Origin of the sequence: Pseudoclavibacter sp. 8L (genome assembly GCF_902506465.1) — a bacterium.
In the GTDB taxonomy this organism is placed as follows: Bacteria; Actinomycetota; Actinomycetes; order Actinomycetales; family Microbacteriaceae; genus Pseudoclavibacter.
The window spans coordinates 474,030-487,364 of the sequence record NZ_LR733185.1 but is presented as its reverse complement, the minus strand read 5'-3'; the positions used below and the strand labels follow the sequence as shown (position 1 = coordinate 487,364).

Sequence of the window (13,335 nt, the reverse complement as noted above, 5' to 3'; positions counted from 1 at the left end):
GCGCGCTACTGCATGGGCGCGTTCATGTTCGACGCCCAGGTTCGAATCGCTGAACGCTCGTTCTCGTCGCACACGTAGCCGTAGCCGGTGGTCGTGTCGCCGTTCGTGAGCGACCACTCACCGTAGTAGGTCAAGGCGTAGCAGTCGGCCATGGCTTCGGCACTGCCCTGGAAGAGGCCCTGCGCGAGCAGGTCGTTGTACTCGCCGCGATAGTCGAAGACGCTGGCGTTGTCGGCACGCTGGTAGACGTGGGCCAGCTCGTGCACGACGGTGAACTTGCTCGACCACTCGCCGAGCTCGCTCTCCGGGAGCAGATGCACGGTGAGCGAGTCTTCCTTCGTGATGCACCCTGTCGTGCGCCAATCCTCCCGATCGTCGGCCGTGCACGCGGTTGCCGCATCCCACTGAACGTCGAGGAAGCCCTTGCCTGCCGTGTCCACGATGCTCTCCGTGACCAGTCCGCTGGTGTTCACGCGACGGGCTTGCGCCTCAGCGACGCTGACCTCGAGGCCCTCGCGGAACGTCTTCGCCTGCGCTGCGAGCGTCTGCGCGGTGTACTCGAGCAGGTTCGGATCAGCGATCTTCTCGTCCTGCCGGAACAGCCACTCGAAGTCAGCGACGAGCCAGGCGACGGGCGACTCTTCGAACTCGAGGGACAGCTCGTCGATCTTGGCGCGTTCGTCCGCGTAGAGCGCGCGCTGGGTGTCGATCTCGGAATCTGCCGTTGGGGCAGCATCGGGTGTCGCCGCGCTGGAGAGGCCACCCGTCTCATCACCCCCGGAAAAGAGCAGTGCGCCGAAACCGGCGAAGACGACGACGGCAACGATGGCCACGATGGCCAGGCATCCACACCCGGCGAGCCAGCCGCCGACTCCGCGGCTTCGGCGAGGCACGTGCGGTGCTGCCGCCGGTGCGAGTGCACGACCTGCTGCTGACGGCGCTGGTTGGTGACCTGGCGCTCGTCCGGTCGACAGCGTCGGATTGACGCCTCTGATCCAGCGGATGAGCTCAGGGGAAGCGGCTGGGTTCGCGGCGATGATCCCATGGAGGTCCCAGCGCTGGGCGGCGAGATCGACGAGCACCTGCAGCGGTGTGCTCGGGTCGCAGGCGATCGCGTGCGCTGCCCTTGGCTGCCGGTCGTTCATTCGCTCCCCGTGATGTCCTGGCTCCCCGCCCGGAGAGATGCGGTGCTGTCTGCTCCAGGATGGGACTCTCCTGCACCGATTCTGGCACCGATCCAGCGTAGTCGGCGGTGCGTTGCTGCCTGCTGCACCGCGTCCGGCTGTCCGAGAGTCGACGATCTGTGTCGCTCGATGGCCTCGCCGCGGCCGACCGTTGCGAGCAGCTAGGCGAGGGCCGCGTCGATGGCGTCGGCCGAGAGCACGTGATCGATGGCGAGCGCACTGGCGCCGAGGATCGCGGCGTCGCCTCGCGCTCGCGACGCCACGACCCGAAGATGCTGGGTCGCGAGCGGCAGGGAGCGCGAGTAGACGACTTCGCGGATGCCGGCCATGAGCTGCTCGCCCGCCTCCGCGATGCTCCCGCCGATGACGATCATCGACGGGTTGAGCATGCTGACACAGGCGGCGAGCACGGTGCCGACGTCGCGGCCGGCCTGACGGAGGGCGCGGGCTGCGCTGAGGTCTCCCGAGCGCACGAGCGCCACGATCTGCCCGCTGCCCGACACCTCGATGCCCTCTTCGCGGAGCCTGCGGGCTATGGCGTCGCTCCCGGCGACGGCTTCGAGGCAGCCGAGGTTGCCACACCTGCAGGGGATGTTCTCGGCGCCAGGCACGGCGATGTGCCCGATGTCGCCTGCGGCACCCCTGGCCCCACGTCGCAGCGAGCCGTCCGCGATGATGCCGGAGCCGATGCCGGTCGCGACCTTGACGAAGAGCAGATCAGAGACTTCGGGCCACTCGCTCCGGTGCTCGCCGAGGGCCATGATGTTGACGTCGTTGTCGACGAGCACAGGAGCGTCGAAGTGCGCGCCGAGCCTGCCGGCGACGTCGGCGTCGTCCCAGCCGGGCATGATGGGCGGGTTGATGGGGCGGCCGGAGCTGAACTCGACGGGCCCGGGGAGGCCGACGCCGACGCTCACGAGCTCGCGGCGCCCGCGGCTCGACGCGGCGAGCATCTCATCGCCCTTCTTGCACACCCAGGCCAGCACCGCGTCCGGCCCGAGGTCGATGGGCAGCTTGTCCTCGGAGTCGGCGATGATGTTCGAGGCGAGGTCGGTGAGGGCCATTCTCGCGTGGGTCGCGCCGAGGTCGACGGCGAGGACAACTCTGCTCTCGGGGGAGAAGGCGAAGACGGCGGGGGGCCTGCCGCCCGTCGAGTGGGCTTCGCCGACGGTCACGATGAGGCCCGCCGACATGAGCATGTCTATGCGCGTCGCGACCGTGGAGCGGGCCTGGCCGGTGACGGATGCAAGCTCGGCGCGCGTTCGGGGGGCGCCGTCGCGGAGCATCTGGAAGAGCTCTCCGGGCCCCGGTTGGCGCGACGCCGACTTCGGCAGCTGCTCGATGACCATGCGCGTCTTCTCTCTTGGATCGGTGGTCGGCGGGAACCGACTTCGCCACGTTACCGCCCTGCCCGTCTTCGGTGACTGCGACGCTTCTGTGTAGCGGCGTATCTCAATTGTGCAACAGGCAAGACACTTTTGCTTGACCATCGACAAAAGTGGCGGTAGCTTTCGACACATGGTCAACGAAGACCCCACATCGGGTCCCTCCCCCCTCCTGCAGATGCGCGGCATCGTCAAGCAGTTCCCAGGTGCTCGGGCGCTCGACGGCGTCGACCTCGACGTCCTCCCCGGCGAAGTCCACTGCCTGCTCGGCCAGAACGGTGCAGGCAAGTCGACACTCATCAAAGTGCTCGCAGGCGCACACCAGCCCACTGAGGGCCAGCTGCTCCTGAACGGCGAGCCGATCACCATCCCGAACCCCGTCGCTGCCCTCGGGCTCGGCATCGCCACGATGTACCAGGAGCTCGACGTCGTCGACGGCCTGACCGTCGCGGAGAACGTGTACCTCGGGCACGAACTCGACACCGCGGGCGTCTCCAGGCGTGCCGAGGCGAAGCAGCGAACGAAGGAGATCCTGGCGCGGCTCGGGCACTCCGAGATCTCACCGACCACCGAGGTCGGCGAGCTCTCCGCCGCTGGCAAGCAGATCGTCTCGATGGCTCGGGCGCTCTCGCACGAGGCCCGCATCATCGTCATGGACGAGCCCTCCGCGGTGCTCGACTCGGAGGAGGTCGCAAACCTCTTCCGCGTGGTCGAAGAGCTCACCAAGGCGGGTGTCGCGATCATCTACATCTCGCACAGGCTCGAGGAGATCCGCACGATCGGCGATCGCATCACGGTGCTCAAGGACGGCCGCACGGTCGCCCAGAACCTGCCGGTCAGCGAGACTCCGACCTCGGAGCTCATCACGCTCATGACCGGTCGCAAGGTCGAGTACCTGTTCCCCGAATCCCCTGAGCTCCCATCGGATGCACCCGTGCTGCTCGACGTGCAGGACCTCGCGCTCGCTGACACGTTCTCGGATGTCTCGTTCACTGTCTCCGCTGGCGAGATCGTCGGATTCGCGGGGCTCGTCGGCGCCGGTCGAAGCGAGATCATGGAGACCATCTACGGGGCGCGCAAGGCGACCGGCGGCACGGTCACAGTCGAGGGCAAGACGCTCACGCGCGGTTCGGTCACGGCAGCCGTGAACGCGGGCATCGGCCTCGCCCCGGAAGAGCGCAAGAGCCAGGGGCTCCTGCTCGACGAGCCCGTCTACCGGAACATCACGCTCTCCACGTTCCAGCGCTTCGCCTCGTTCTCCTGGCTGAAGGAAGGCGATGAGCGCCGCGCTGCGAAGGAACAGGCGGAGTACCTCGACCTGCGGCCGGCCGGCGTCGACCGCGACATCCGCACGCTCTCGGGTGGCAACCAGCAGAAGGCGATGCTCGCCCGCTGGCTCGTGCACGGCTGCCGTGTGCTGCTCCTCGATGAGCCGACCCGAGGAGTCGACGTCGGTGCGCGGGCCGAGATCTACGCCCTCATTCGCAAGCTCGCCGACGAAGGTGCGGCGGTTGTCGTCGTCTCGAGCGAGATCCCAGAGGTCCTCGGCCTCGCCGACCGGGTGCTCGTCGTCTCCGAGGGGCGAGTCGTCCACCAAGGCCCAGCATCCGCTCTCGATGAGCACGCCGTACTCGACATGGTTATGGAAAGCAGCGCAGCATGAGCACTCAGACTCCCCAGTCCTCCGCCCCGAACGGCGGCCCGCCCTCCCAGGACGGCACGATCACCGCCCCCGCCGCCGACGAGAGCTCGCGCGTGGAGCACGAGGTCGCCAGCGACAACGCCAAGCGCGGCGGCTTCTTCCGTGGCAGCTCCGCCCGCAACTTCGGCCTCATCCTGGCGCTCGTCGTCCTCTGCATCGCGGGCACGGTCTCGGCGGGTGAGCGCTTCGCGAGCGTCGACAACCTCATGGTGGTGCTGAGCCAGGCGTCCATCATCGGCGTCCTCTCGATCGGCATGACGTTTGTCATCACGGCGGGCGGCATCGACCTGTCCGTCGGCTCCGTGCTCGGGCTCGCCTCGGTCTGGGCGACGACGCTCTCAACGCAGGCCTACGCGGAAGCGTGGGGATGGTGGGTCATCGTGCTCACCTCGCTGCTCGTCGGGCTCGGCGCCGGTGTCGTCAACGGCGTCCTCATCGCCTACGGCAAGGTCGTGGCGTTCATCGCGACGCTCGCCATGATGGTCGCCGCCCGTGGGTTCGCAGAGCTCATCGCCGGTCGTCGCACGCAGATCGTCAACGTCGACTCGTTCCTCGAGACGTTCCGCGGCGACCTCCTCGGCATCCCGGTCATCGTGTGGATCTTCGTGCTTGTCGCGATCGGCGGCTGGTTCCTCCTGAACCGCACCACCTTCGGCCGCCGCACGGTCGCCGTCGGCGGCAACCCGGAGGCCGCGCGCCTCGCCGGCATCAAGGTGAAGCGCCACACGATGTACCTCTACGCGCTTGTCGGTCTGACCGCCGGCATAGCGTCCATCATGATGCTCGCCCGCACGACGGCGGGTTCGTCCACCAACGGCATGCTCTACGAGCTGGATGCGATCGCGGCGGTCGTCGTCGGTGGCACCCTGCTCGTCGGCGGCCGCGGCACGATCGTCGGCACCGTCCTCGGCGTCCTCATCTTCGCCACCCTCACGAACATCTTCATCCAGGCGAACCTCGACAGCTCCGTGCAGGCCATCGCGAAGGGCGCGATCATCGTCATCGCCGTCCTCCTCCAGCAGCGCTTCTCGTCGCGGGCCAAGACGTCCTAGCCTCGGGACGGGTTGGGGGCCAGGCCCTCCAGCCCGATCCTCACCAGACCCACCGAATCCCACCGAACCCCACCAGACCCAAACCCCATCACCATGGCAGCATCAAAGGAGATCCCCATGTCCACGAGTTCCTTCAGGAAGACAGCTTCCCGAAAGCGCCGGATCCTCGCAGCAGGCGCAACGGCCGCTTCGGCGCTGCTGCTGCTCACCGGCTGCCTCTCGAACACCCCGCCGGCGGCGGAGGGCGAGGCTCCAGCAGGCGGCAACGCCACGGCGTCCGACAACGACGCGGCCGGCGAGCCGCTGGTCATCGGCTTCTCGGCCCCGGCAGCCGACCACGGCTGGATGGGCGCCATCACGTCCGCCGCCGAGGCGGAGGCCGCGAAGTATGAAGACGTCGAGCTTCGTGTCGCAGAGGGCACGAATGACGTGAACCTGCAGATCAGCCAGATCGAGGGCTTCATCAACGACGGCGTCGACGCCATCGTGCTGCTGCCCTTCGACGGCGCCGCCCTCACCGAGGTCGCAACGAAGGCGATGGAGGCGGGCATCCCGGTCATCAACGTCGACCGCGAGTTCACGAGCCCCTTCGCCGCCCGCACGACGGTGCTCGGCGACAACTACGGCATGGGCGTCAGCGCTGGCACGTACATGTGCGAGCAGCTCGCGGACAAGCCAGACGCCGTGGTCGCGGAGATCGCCGGCATCGACTCCCTCCCGCTCACCCAGGAGCGCAGCCAGGGCTTCGCGGATGCGCTCGGCGACTGCGGTCTCGAGGTCTCGAACCGGGTCGCTGCCGACTTCACGGTGCAGGGTGGTGAGCAGGCGGCCACGAACCTCCTGCAGGCTGCTCCGCAGATCGACGCGATGTGGAACCACGATGACGACCAGGGTGTCGGTGTCCTCTCGGCCATCGAGAACGCCAACCGCGACGAGTTCTTCCTCGTCGGCGGCGCGGGCTCAGCGAACGTGATGCGCGAGATCCAGGAGGGCGACAGTGTCGTCAAGGCGACCGTCGTCTACCCGTCGACGCAGGCGGCCGATGGCATCAAGCTGGCCCGCCTCATCGCGCACGACCGCTCGCTCGGCGACCTCACGTCGCAGAGCGTCCCGCGTCTTGTGCAGCTGTACGCGCCCGTCGTGACGAGCGAGAACGTCGGCGACTACATCGACGCGGCGTTCGAGTCGTAACCAGCTGCTCACACTGTCCGCGCGGGGCGGGGCTCTCCTCCTCTCTGACTCCGCCCCGCGTTGGCCTCCTGAATGAAAGAGTGAACAATGAGTCAAGACGCACAGCCGGACCTGGGCATCGGCATGGTCGGCTACGCCTTCATGGGGGCCGCGCACTCGCAGGCGTGGCGGAACGCTCCCCGCTTCTTCGACCTGCCGCTCGCGCCCAAGATGCGCGTCGTGGCTGGCCGGAACGCCGCGAAGGCGGCGCAGGCCGCTGACAAGCTCGGCTGGGCATCGAGCACCTCAGATTGGCGGGAGCTGCTGACTCGCGACGACGTGCAGCTCATCGACATCTGCTCGCCGGGCGACACGCACGCCGAGATCGCCATCGCGGCGCTCGAGGCGGGCAAGCATGTGCTCTGCGAGAAGCCGCTCGCCAACACAGTCGAGGAGGCTGAGCGGATGAACGCGGCGGCGATCGCCGCCGAGGCTCACGGCGTGCGCGCCATGGTCGGCTTCACGTATCGGCGAGTGCCGGCGATCCGACTCGCGCAGCAGCTCGTCGCGGAGGGTCGCATCGGCGACATCCGTCAGGTGCGAGCCCAGTACCTGCAGGACTGGCTCGCCGACGAGAACGCGCCGCTCTCCTGGCGTCTCGACAAGGAGAAGGCCGGCTCGGGTGCGCTCGGCGACATCGGGGCGCACATCGTCGACCTCACCCACTTCATCACCGGCCAGCAGCTGAGCGGAGTCTCCGGTCTCGTGGAGACGTTCGTGAAGGAGCGACCCGTCGCCGAGGATTTCGCTGGGCTTTCCGGAACCGGTGGCACCGAGCGCGGCCCCGTCACGGTCGACGATGCCGCAGTCTTCTTCGGCCGCCTGCAGGGCGGCGCGATCGCCGTCTTCGAGGCGACGCGCTTCGCGTACGGCCGGAAGAACGCGATCAGGCTCGAGATCAACGGCACGACGGGATCGATCGCCTTCGACTTCGAGGACATGAACGTGCTCGAGTACTTCGACGCGAGCGGCGATCCCACCACGGCCGGGTACACGCGCATCATCGTCACCGAGCCAGAGCACCATCCATTCATCAAGGCGTGGTGGCCGGCCGGCCACGGCCTCGGCTACGAGCACGCCTTCACGCACCAGGCGGTCGAGCTTGTCGAGGACATCGCGGCTCACCGAGCTCCGGCGCCCTCGTTCGCCGACGGCCTCGCCGTCCAGCGGGTACTCGCCGCCGTCGAGGAGAGCTCGGCACACGGCAGCTCGTGGGTCTCTATTCCCGTGCCGAGCGATGCGGCGCACACCTCAGTCGAACCAGAACTCCAGAGGAGCTAGCACATGTCTCGTCCTGTCACGTTGTTCACCGGTCAGTGGGCCGATCTGCCGTTCGAGGAGGTCGCGCGGCTCGCGGGTGAGTGGGGCTACGACGGCTTGGAGATCGCCTGCTGGGGAGATCACCTCGATCCGTGGCGGTGGGATGACGCCGAGTACGTCCAGGGGCGGCTCGACATTCTCGAGCGCAATGGTCTCAAAGTGTGGACGATCTCGAACCACCTGAAGGGTCAGGTCGTGTGTGATGACCCGATCGATCAGCGCCACCGGGACATCGTCTCCGACCGCGTGTGGGGTGACGGCGAGCCGGAGGGGGTGCGGCAGCGTGCGGCGGAGGAGCTGAAGAACACCGCCCGCCTCGCGGCGGCGCTGGGTGTGAAGACGGTGACCGGCTTCACGGGCTCGAGCATTTGGAAGTACGTGGCGATGTTCCCTCCCGCGACGGAGGCGATGGTGGACGCGGGCTACCAGGACTTCGCCGACCGGTGGAACCCGATCCTGGATGTGTTCGAGGAGGTCGGGGTCCGGTTCGCGCACGAGGTGCACCCGTCCGAGATCGCGTATGACTACTGGACCACGAAGCGTGCGCTGGAAGCGATCGGGCATCGGGAGTCGTTCGGGCTGAACTGGGATCCGTCGCACATGGTGTGGCAGGACATCGACCCGGTGGGGTTCTTGTGGGACTTCCAGGACCGCATCTATCACGTGCATTGCAAGGACACGAAGAAGCGCCTCAGCAATGGTCGGAATGGGCGGTTGTCGTCGCATCTGCCGTGGGCGGATCCGCGGCGTGGGTGGGACTTCATCTCGACCGGGCACGGGGACGTGCCGTGGGAGGACTGCTTCCGCATGTTGAACGCGATCGGCTACGAGGGTCCGCTGTCGGTGGAGTGGGAGGACGCGGGCATGGACCGCCTCGTCGGCGCTCCCGAGGCGTTGGGGTTCGTGCGCAAGCTCTCGACGTATCGTCCGTCGGAGGCGGCGTTCGACTCGGCCTTCTCTACGAAGCAGGACTAGGCAGCCCCTGCCCGGCCACAAGAGTGCGGCAGATGCATGCTCCCGAGAATGGGAGCCTGCATCTGCCGCACTTCTCTGCGTGGGCTGGGTGCGTCAGGCCGGCGCCGGCGCGGATCAGCCCTCAGCGAGGTCGTCGAGGATGAGCGCCAGCCGGTACGGCACGACCTCGGAGAGCGAGACGGTGGTGCTCGTCCGGGTGACGCCGGGCAGCTCGAGCATGGCGCGGGTCACCCGATGCAGGTCGCTGGTGTCCTTGGCGACGACACGCGCCAGCAGGTCGGCATCGCCGGTCGTCGAGTGCACCTCCACGACCTGGGCCATCTCGCCGAGTCGCTCGTAGGCCTCGTCGGCGGCGTTCTGGCTGAGGGAGAGCGCGACGAAGGCGGTCAGCGGATAGCCGAGGGCGGCGGCGCTGAGGCGGGTGCTCTCCGGCGAGAGCATCCCCTCGTCGGTGAGCCGCGACAGGCGAGCGTGCACGGTGTTCCGGGCGACGCCGAGCTCTCTCGAGAGGGCGAGCACGGAGGCGCCAGGGAGTCGGTCGAGCGTCCGGATGATGCGGGCGTCCAGGGCGTCGAAGCCACGATGATTGGGCAAATCTCCTCCTCAGGTGCGGAGAGCGTGCAAACTGCTCAGTCCGCGCAGCTTGTCTTGCGCAGAATACCCTTGGGGGACATGCTCAGCGCATGCCTGAACTCGTCGCGCCTCCACGCCACCGCGCTCTCGACGACATCGCCGGCCTCGCCGTCGGAGTTCTGGTCATCTCGTTCGGGCTCTTCCTCCTCAAGTCGGGCGGCCTCGTCACAGGAGGGACCGCCGGCCTGGCGCTGCTGCTCGGGTACGTGCTGCCCGTTCCGTTCGGGGTCATCTTCGTCGTCGTGAACCTGCCGTTCTTCGCGCTCGCCGCTCGAGGCAAGGGTTGGCGGTTCGTCGTGAGGAGTCTCGCCTCGATCGCGCTCGTCTCCGTACTGACCTCGCTGCACGCATCCGTCGCGGGGGTGGGGCCTCTCGAGCTGCCTCCCGTCTACGCGGCGGTGCTCGGCAACGTCCTGTGCGGCGTCGGGCTGCTCATCCTGTTCCGGCACAACTCGAGCCTCGGCGGATTCACCGTCGTCGCACTTGTCGCGCAGGAGAGGTTCGGCGTGCGGGCCGGCTACGTGCTGCTGGCGCTCGACCTGCTGGTGGTGCTTGCCTCCTTCACCGTCCTCGACCCGTCGCAGGTGCTCATCTCGGCGCTCGGTGCCGGCGTGCTGAGCGTCATCATCATGCTCAATCATCGGCCGGGCAGGTACCGAGCCTCCTGACCTCAGTCGTCCGTCACCGCCCGCGCAAGCAGTGATGGGCACCAACCTCCCCCGAGGTTGGTGCCCATCGTCCCCTGCCGCGGTCGCCAGATGAGGAGTGCAGTCGGGCGTCGTCCCCCGATGACGCCCACCCCGTGTTGATTCGGGCTGCAGTTTCTCGAACCCGGCGTTACGCACCGGCGAGGGGAGTATTTGGTTGCTCTCTGTTCCGTTCCCCACCTCGAACCGCAGCTCGAGATCTCACGGATGGGGTGGCTGCGCTGCCGAAGGCGGCTTCACTTTCGTGAGGTTGCCCGGACGGTGCTCGTTGCGCTCGCCACATGAAGGAAGCTAACACGGGGGTGGCGGGTCGACGCGCGCATCCGGTGCAGCTAATGAACCATTTAGTCCATTCGGATCGTCCACATGCCTTGCGATCGGTGTGCTGGCGAATCCGAATTTGATCTGGTGCTTCGCAGGGAATGCGATGGGCCGATCAAGGCTGTGAAAACGGAATCGGCATTCCGTGCCGCTGTGCCCGAACTCGCATCGTGCCTCGCTGCACTGGCCGCGTCGCTGTCGGTCGGGGGCGCTTGGATCGTGTTTCATGAGGCTATGCATCTCGATCCCTCGCAGGTCCTGGAAGGCCGGCACATCTCGCTCCATCCGGCGAGCGCGGCAGGCTGGGCGGAACTCGGCGATGTCCTCTGCGTGCCAGAGGTGTTCGCGTCCGGATGGGGTGGGGGTCCAGCTGGGATGCCCGACCGTCGACACTGGGACGACTGGGTGGAGAACTACACGCCTGGGCCCCGAAACGGATGCACCTACATCGTCAGAGTCAACGGCGGGCCGCAGCACGGGCGGGCCGTCGGCACGACGTCGATCGGTCGCGTCGACCTGGCCAGGGAATCGGCGGAGATCGGGTGGACCGCCTACGCGCCAGCGGTGTGGGGGAGCGTCGTGAACCCGGCGACGAAGCTGGTGCTCCTCGACCACCTCTTCCGGGTGGGCTTCGGGCGAGTCGAGTTCAGCGTCGACAACCGCAATGAACGTTCGCAGGCGGCGCTTGCCAAGCTCGGTGCTGCCCGGGAGGGGGTGCTGCGGCGTCACCAGCTCCGTGCGGACGGCACCTGGCGAGACACAGTCCGCTTCTCCGTCATCGAGTCCGAGTGGCCGGCAGTCCGCGACCGGCTGCGTGCACGGGTCGAAGCCGGGGTGGAGCTGGTCGGCGAGGCTGGTCCCGTCGACACAACAACAGCCCGCTGAACGAGAACGCGGGGCTCGCCTCAGCGTGTCCGTCAGCAGACGTGGTTCCATGGACCCATGACGACTCCTGTGTACACCGCAATTGCCCACGCTTCCGGTGGTGGCCGCGACGGCCACGTGCGTTCGGAAGACGACCGCATCGATCTCGACACGCGTCCCCCGAAGGAGATGGGTGGAAGCGGAGAGGGCACCAACCCTGAAGAGCTCTTCGCCGCCGGATACTCGGCCTGCTTCCTCGGCGCATTCCACGCGGCTGGCAAGCAGCTCGGCAAGGACACCAAGGACGCCGCCGTCTCCACCTCGGTGGGAATCGGCAAGCGCGAGCCCACTGGCTTCGAGCTCTCGGTGGTCCACGACGTGTACGCGCCGAACCTGTCGAGCGAGGAGACCCAAGAGGTCGCTCGCATCGCGCACGAAGACATCTGCCCCTACTCGCACGCCACCCGCGGCAACGTCGACGTGCAGATCAACGTCGTCAGCTGATGACGGAATTGAACGACCAGTCGCATCCGGATGACCAGGTCACGCGAGCCGAGCTCGCGGGCATCGTCGACCACACGCTGCTGAAGACCGACGCGACCCCTGGGCAGGTGGCTGCCCTCCTCGAGGAGGCCAAGGTCCTGAAGGCGTTCTCCATCTGCGTCTCGCCCAACATGCTCCCCGTGCAGGGAGACCCGGGCGAGGTGAAGATCGCGACCGTCGTCGGGTTCCCCTCCGGGAAGCACCACTCTGCGATCAAGGCAGCAGAGGCCGCCCGGGCCGTCGCTGACGGCGCTGACGAGCTCGACATGGTCATCGACATCGGCATGCTGAAGGCTGGCCGGGCCGACCTCGTGCAGGCGGATGTTGCCGCAGTCCGTGAGGCCGCCCCTTCCGCACTCCTCAAGGTCATCATCGAGTCGGCCGCGCTGACCGATGATGAGATCGTCGCCGCCTGCCGGGCCTCCGAGGCTGCGGGGGCCGATTACGTGAAGACGTCGACGGGCTTCTCCGCCGCTGGTGGAGCATCCACCCACGCCGTGGCGCTCATGCGCGCGACGGTCGGCGAACGGCTCGGCGTGAAGGCGTCCGGCGGCATCCGCTCGACGGCGGATGCGCTTGCCATGGTCGAAGCCGGCGCCTCTCGCCTCGGCCTCTCCGGAACGGCAGCTGTGCTGGACGGTCTCAGCGGCTAGAAGTCCGGTCTTCCGGGTTCCCATTCGGCGGCCCGGAGCGCTGAGCGTGCGAAGAACGCATGCCCTCAGGGGCATGCGTTCTTCGTCTCTGCGCCTCGAGCTCTGGTGCCGGTCAGGCGGTGCGCGGCGTCAGGTGCCGGTGCACGGCCTCGTGAATGCCCTCGATGTCACCCTGCTCGGTGAGGCGGACGAGTTCCTCGTGGTGGGTGCTGAAGTCGCCCAGCGCGGGGTGCGCGCCGACTGCGTGCGAGGTGCAGATGAGCGATTCGGTCGCGATGGTCGAGTACGCCCGGGAGAGGCGCGAGTTGCCGGCGCTCTCCACGAACCTCCGATGGAATGCGTGGTCGAGGCGGAGCGCCCTGACCTCGTCGCCGGCATCGGCGGCGGCATGCAGTTCCCCCACGATGGCGGACAGGGCTGAGGCGATGCTCGCGCGCTCGGCGGAGGACTTGGCCGCGATGACGGCGGCGGCCGCGCATTCGAGCACCTCCCTGGCTGCGAAGATCTCCGCGGCGTCCTCATCGGTGAGCTCGCGGACGAAGACGCCACGATTGCGGCGGCTCTCGAGCAGGCCCTCCTGGACGAGCCGCTGCAGTGCCTCACGCACCGGCCCACGCGAGACCTCGTAGTCAGCGGCGATGCGCGCCTCGTTCAGCTGCGCGCCTGGTGCGAACGAACCATCGATGACCTGCTCGCGGAGATGGTCGGCGATGATCGCCGAAGTCTGCTGGCTCTGAAGGCCGAGCGTGGCTGCTGTGCTCATGGG

Annotated in this window: 13 protein-coding genes; 9 read left to right on the top strand and 4 right to left on the bottom strand. The window is 67.8% G+C overall.

Annotated elements, in window-relative coordinates:
- Nucleotides 1-5: 5 nt before the first annotated feature.
- Together GV007_RS02270 and GV007_RS02265 are read right to left on the bottom strand one after the other, a co-directional pair.
- Entirely contained in the window at nt 6-1,145 is a 1,140-nt protein-coding gene (locus tag GV007_RS02270) for a variant leucine-rich repeat-containing protein (protein WP_160070815.1), read from the bottom strand.
- 200 nt (nt 1,146-1,345) lie between these two features.
- Nucleotides 1,346-2,533, bottom strand: a complete 1,188-nt coding sequence (locus GV007_RS02265; RefSeq protein ID WP_160070814.1) for an ROK family transcriptional regulator — start codon at nt 2,531-2,533, stop codon at nt 1,346-1,348.
- Between the two features lie 169 nt (nt 2,534-2,702).
- Here GV007_RS02265 and GV007_RS02260 point away from each other — a divergent pair, with 169 nt between their 5' ends.
- The 5 genes from GV007_RS02260 (at nt 2,703) to GV007_RS02240 (ending at nt 8,848) form a co-directional block, all read left to right on the top strand.
- Nucleotides 2,703-4,232 carry a sugar ABC transporter ATP-binding protein gene (locus GV007_RS02260; RefSeq protein ID WP_160070813.1) on the top strand — a complete coding sequence of 510 codons (1,530 nt, stop codon included), beginning with the start codon at nt 2,703-2,705 and terminating at the stop codon, nt 4,230-4,232.
- Nucleotides 4,229-5,323, top strand: a complete 1,095-nt coding sequence (locus tag GV007_RS02255) for an ABC transporter permease (RefSeq protein WP_160070812.1) — start codon at nt 4,229-4,231, stop codon at nt 5,321-5,323. Before GV007_RS02260 ends, GV007_RS02255 begins: the two co-directional genes overlap by 4 nt.
- Before the next feature lie 117 nt (nt 5,324-5,440).
- The gene (locus tag GV007_RS02250; protein ID WP_104240084.1) at nt 5,441-6,514 is read left to right on the top strand and encodes a substrate-binding domain-containing protein; all 1,074 of its coding nucleotides are present in this window, start codon (nt 5,441-5,443) and stop codon (nt 6,512-6,514) included.
- Between the two features lie 87 nt (nt 6,515-6,601).
- A complete protein-coding gene (locus tag GV007_RS02245) occupies nt 6,602-7,834 on the top strand; it encodes a Gfo/Idh/MocA family protein (RefSeq protein ID WP_160070811.1) in 1,233 nt (410 codons plus the stop codon).
- Between the two features lie 3 nt (nt 7,835-7,837).
- Nucleotides 7,838-8,848: a sugar phosphate isomerase/epimerase family protein gene (locus tag GV007_RS02240; RefSeq protein WP_160070810.1), complete on the top strand. Its 1,011-nt coding sequence runs from the start codon at nt 7,838-7,840 to the stop codon at nt 8,846-8,848.
- A gap of 114 nt (nt 8,849-8,962) precedes the next feature.
- On the opposite strand, the gene GV007_RS02235 is transcribed toward GV007_RS02240, so the two are convergent.
- Complete coding sequence (locus GV007_RS02235) at nt 8,963-9,442, bottom strand: Lrp/AsnC family transcriptional regulator (RefSeq protein WP_160070809.1); 480 nt, start codon at nt 9,440-9,442, stop codon at nt 8,963-8,965.
- An 89-nt stretch (nt 9,443-9,531) separates the two neighbouring features.
- On the opposite strand from GV007_RS02235, the gene GV007_RS02230 reads away from it, so the two are divergent.
- From GV007_RS02230 to deoC, 4 genes are all read left to right on the top strand, one after another.
- On the top strand, nt 9,532-10,149 hold the full coding sequence (locus GV007_RS02230) for a YitT family protein (RefSeq protein WP_160070808.1): 618 nt from the start codon (nt 9,532-9,534) through the stop codon (nt 10,147-10,149).
- A 594-nt stretch (nt 10,150-10,743) separates the two neighbouring features.
- Nucleotides 10,744-11,394 carry a GNAT family N-acetyltransferase gene (locus tag GV007_RS02225; RefSeq protein ID WP_160070807.1) on the top strand — a complete coding sequence of 217 codons (651 nt, stop codon included), beginning with the start codon at nt 10,744-10,746 and terminating at the stop codon, nt 11,392-11,394.
- 57 nt (nt 11,395-11,451) lie between these two features.
- Nucleotides 11,452-11,877, top strand: coding sequence for an organic hydroperoxide resistance protein (locus GV007_RS02220; protein WP_104298057.1), 426 nt, complete (start codon nt 11,452-11,454; stop codon nt 11,875-11,877).
- Nucleotides 11,877-12,569: a deoxyribose-phosphate aldolase gene (gene deoC / locus GV007_RS02215; RefSeq protein ID WP_160070806.1), complete on the top strand. Its 693-nt coding sequence runs from the start codon at nt 11,877-11,879 to the stop codon at nt 12,567-12,569. The genes GV007_RS02220 and deoC overlap by 1 nt, the downstream gene beginning before the upstream one ends.
- 112 nt (nt 12,570-12,681) lie before the next feature.
- On the opposite strand, the gene GV007_RS02210 is transcribed toward deoC, so the two are convergent.
- Entirely contained in the window at nt 12,682-13,332 is a 651-nt protein-coding gene (locus GV007_RS02210) for a GntR family transcriptional regulator (protein ID WP_160070805.1), read from the bottom strand.
- Nucleotides 13,333-13,335: the final 3 nt, after the last annotated feature.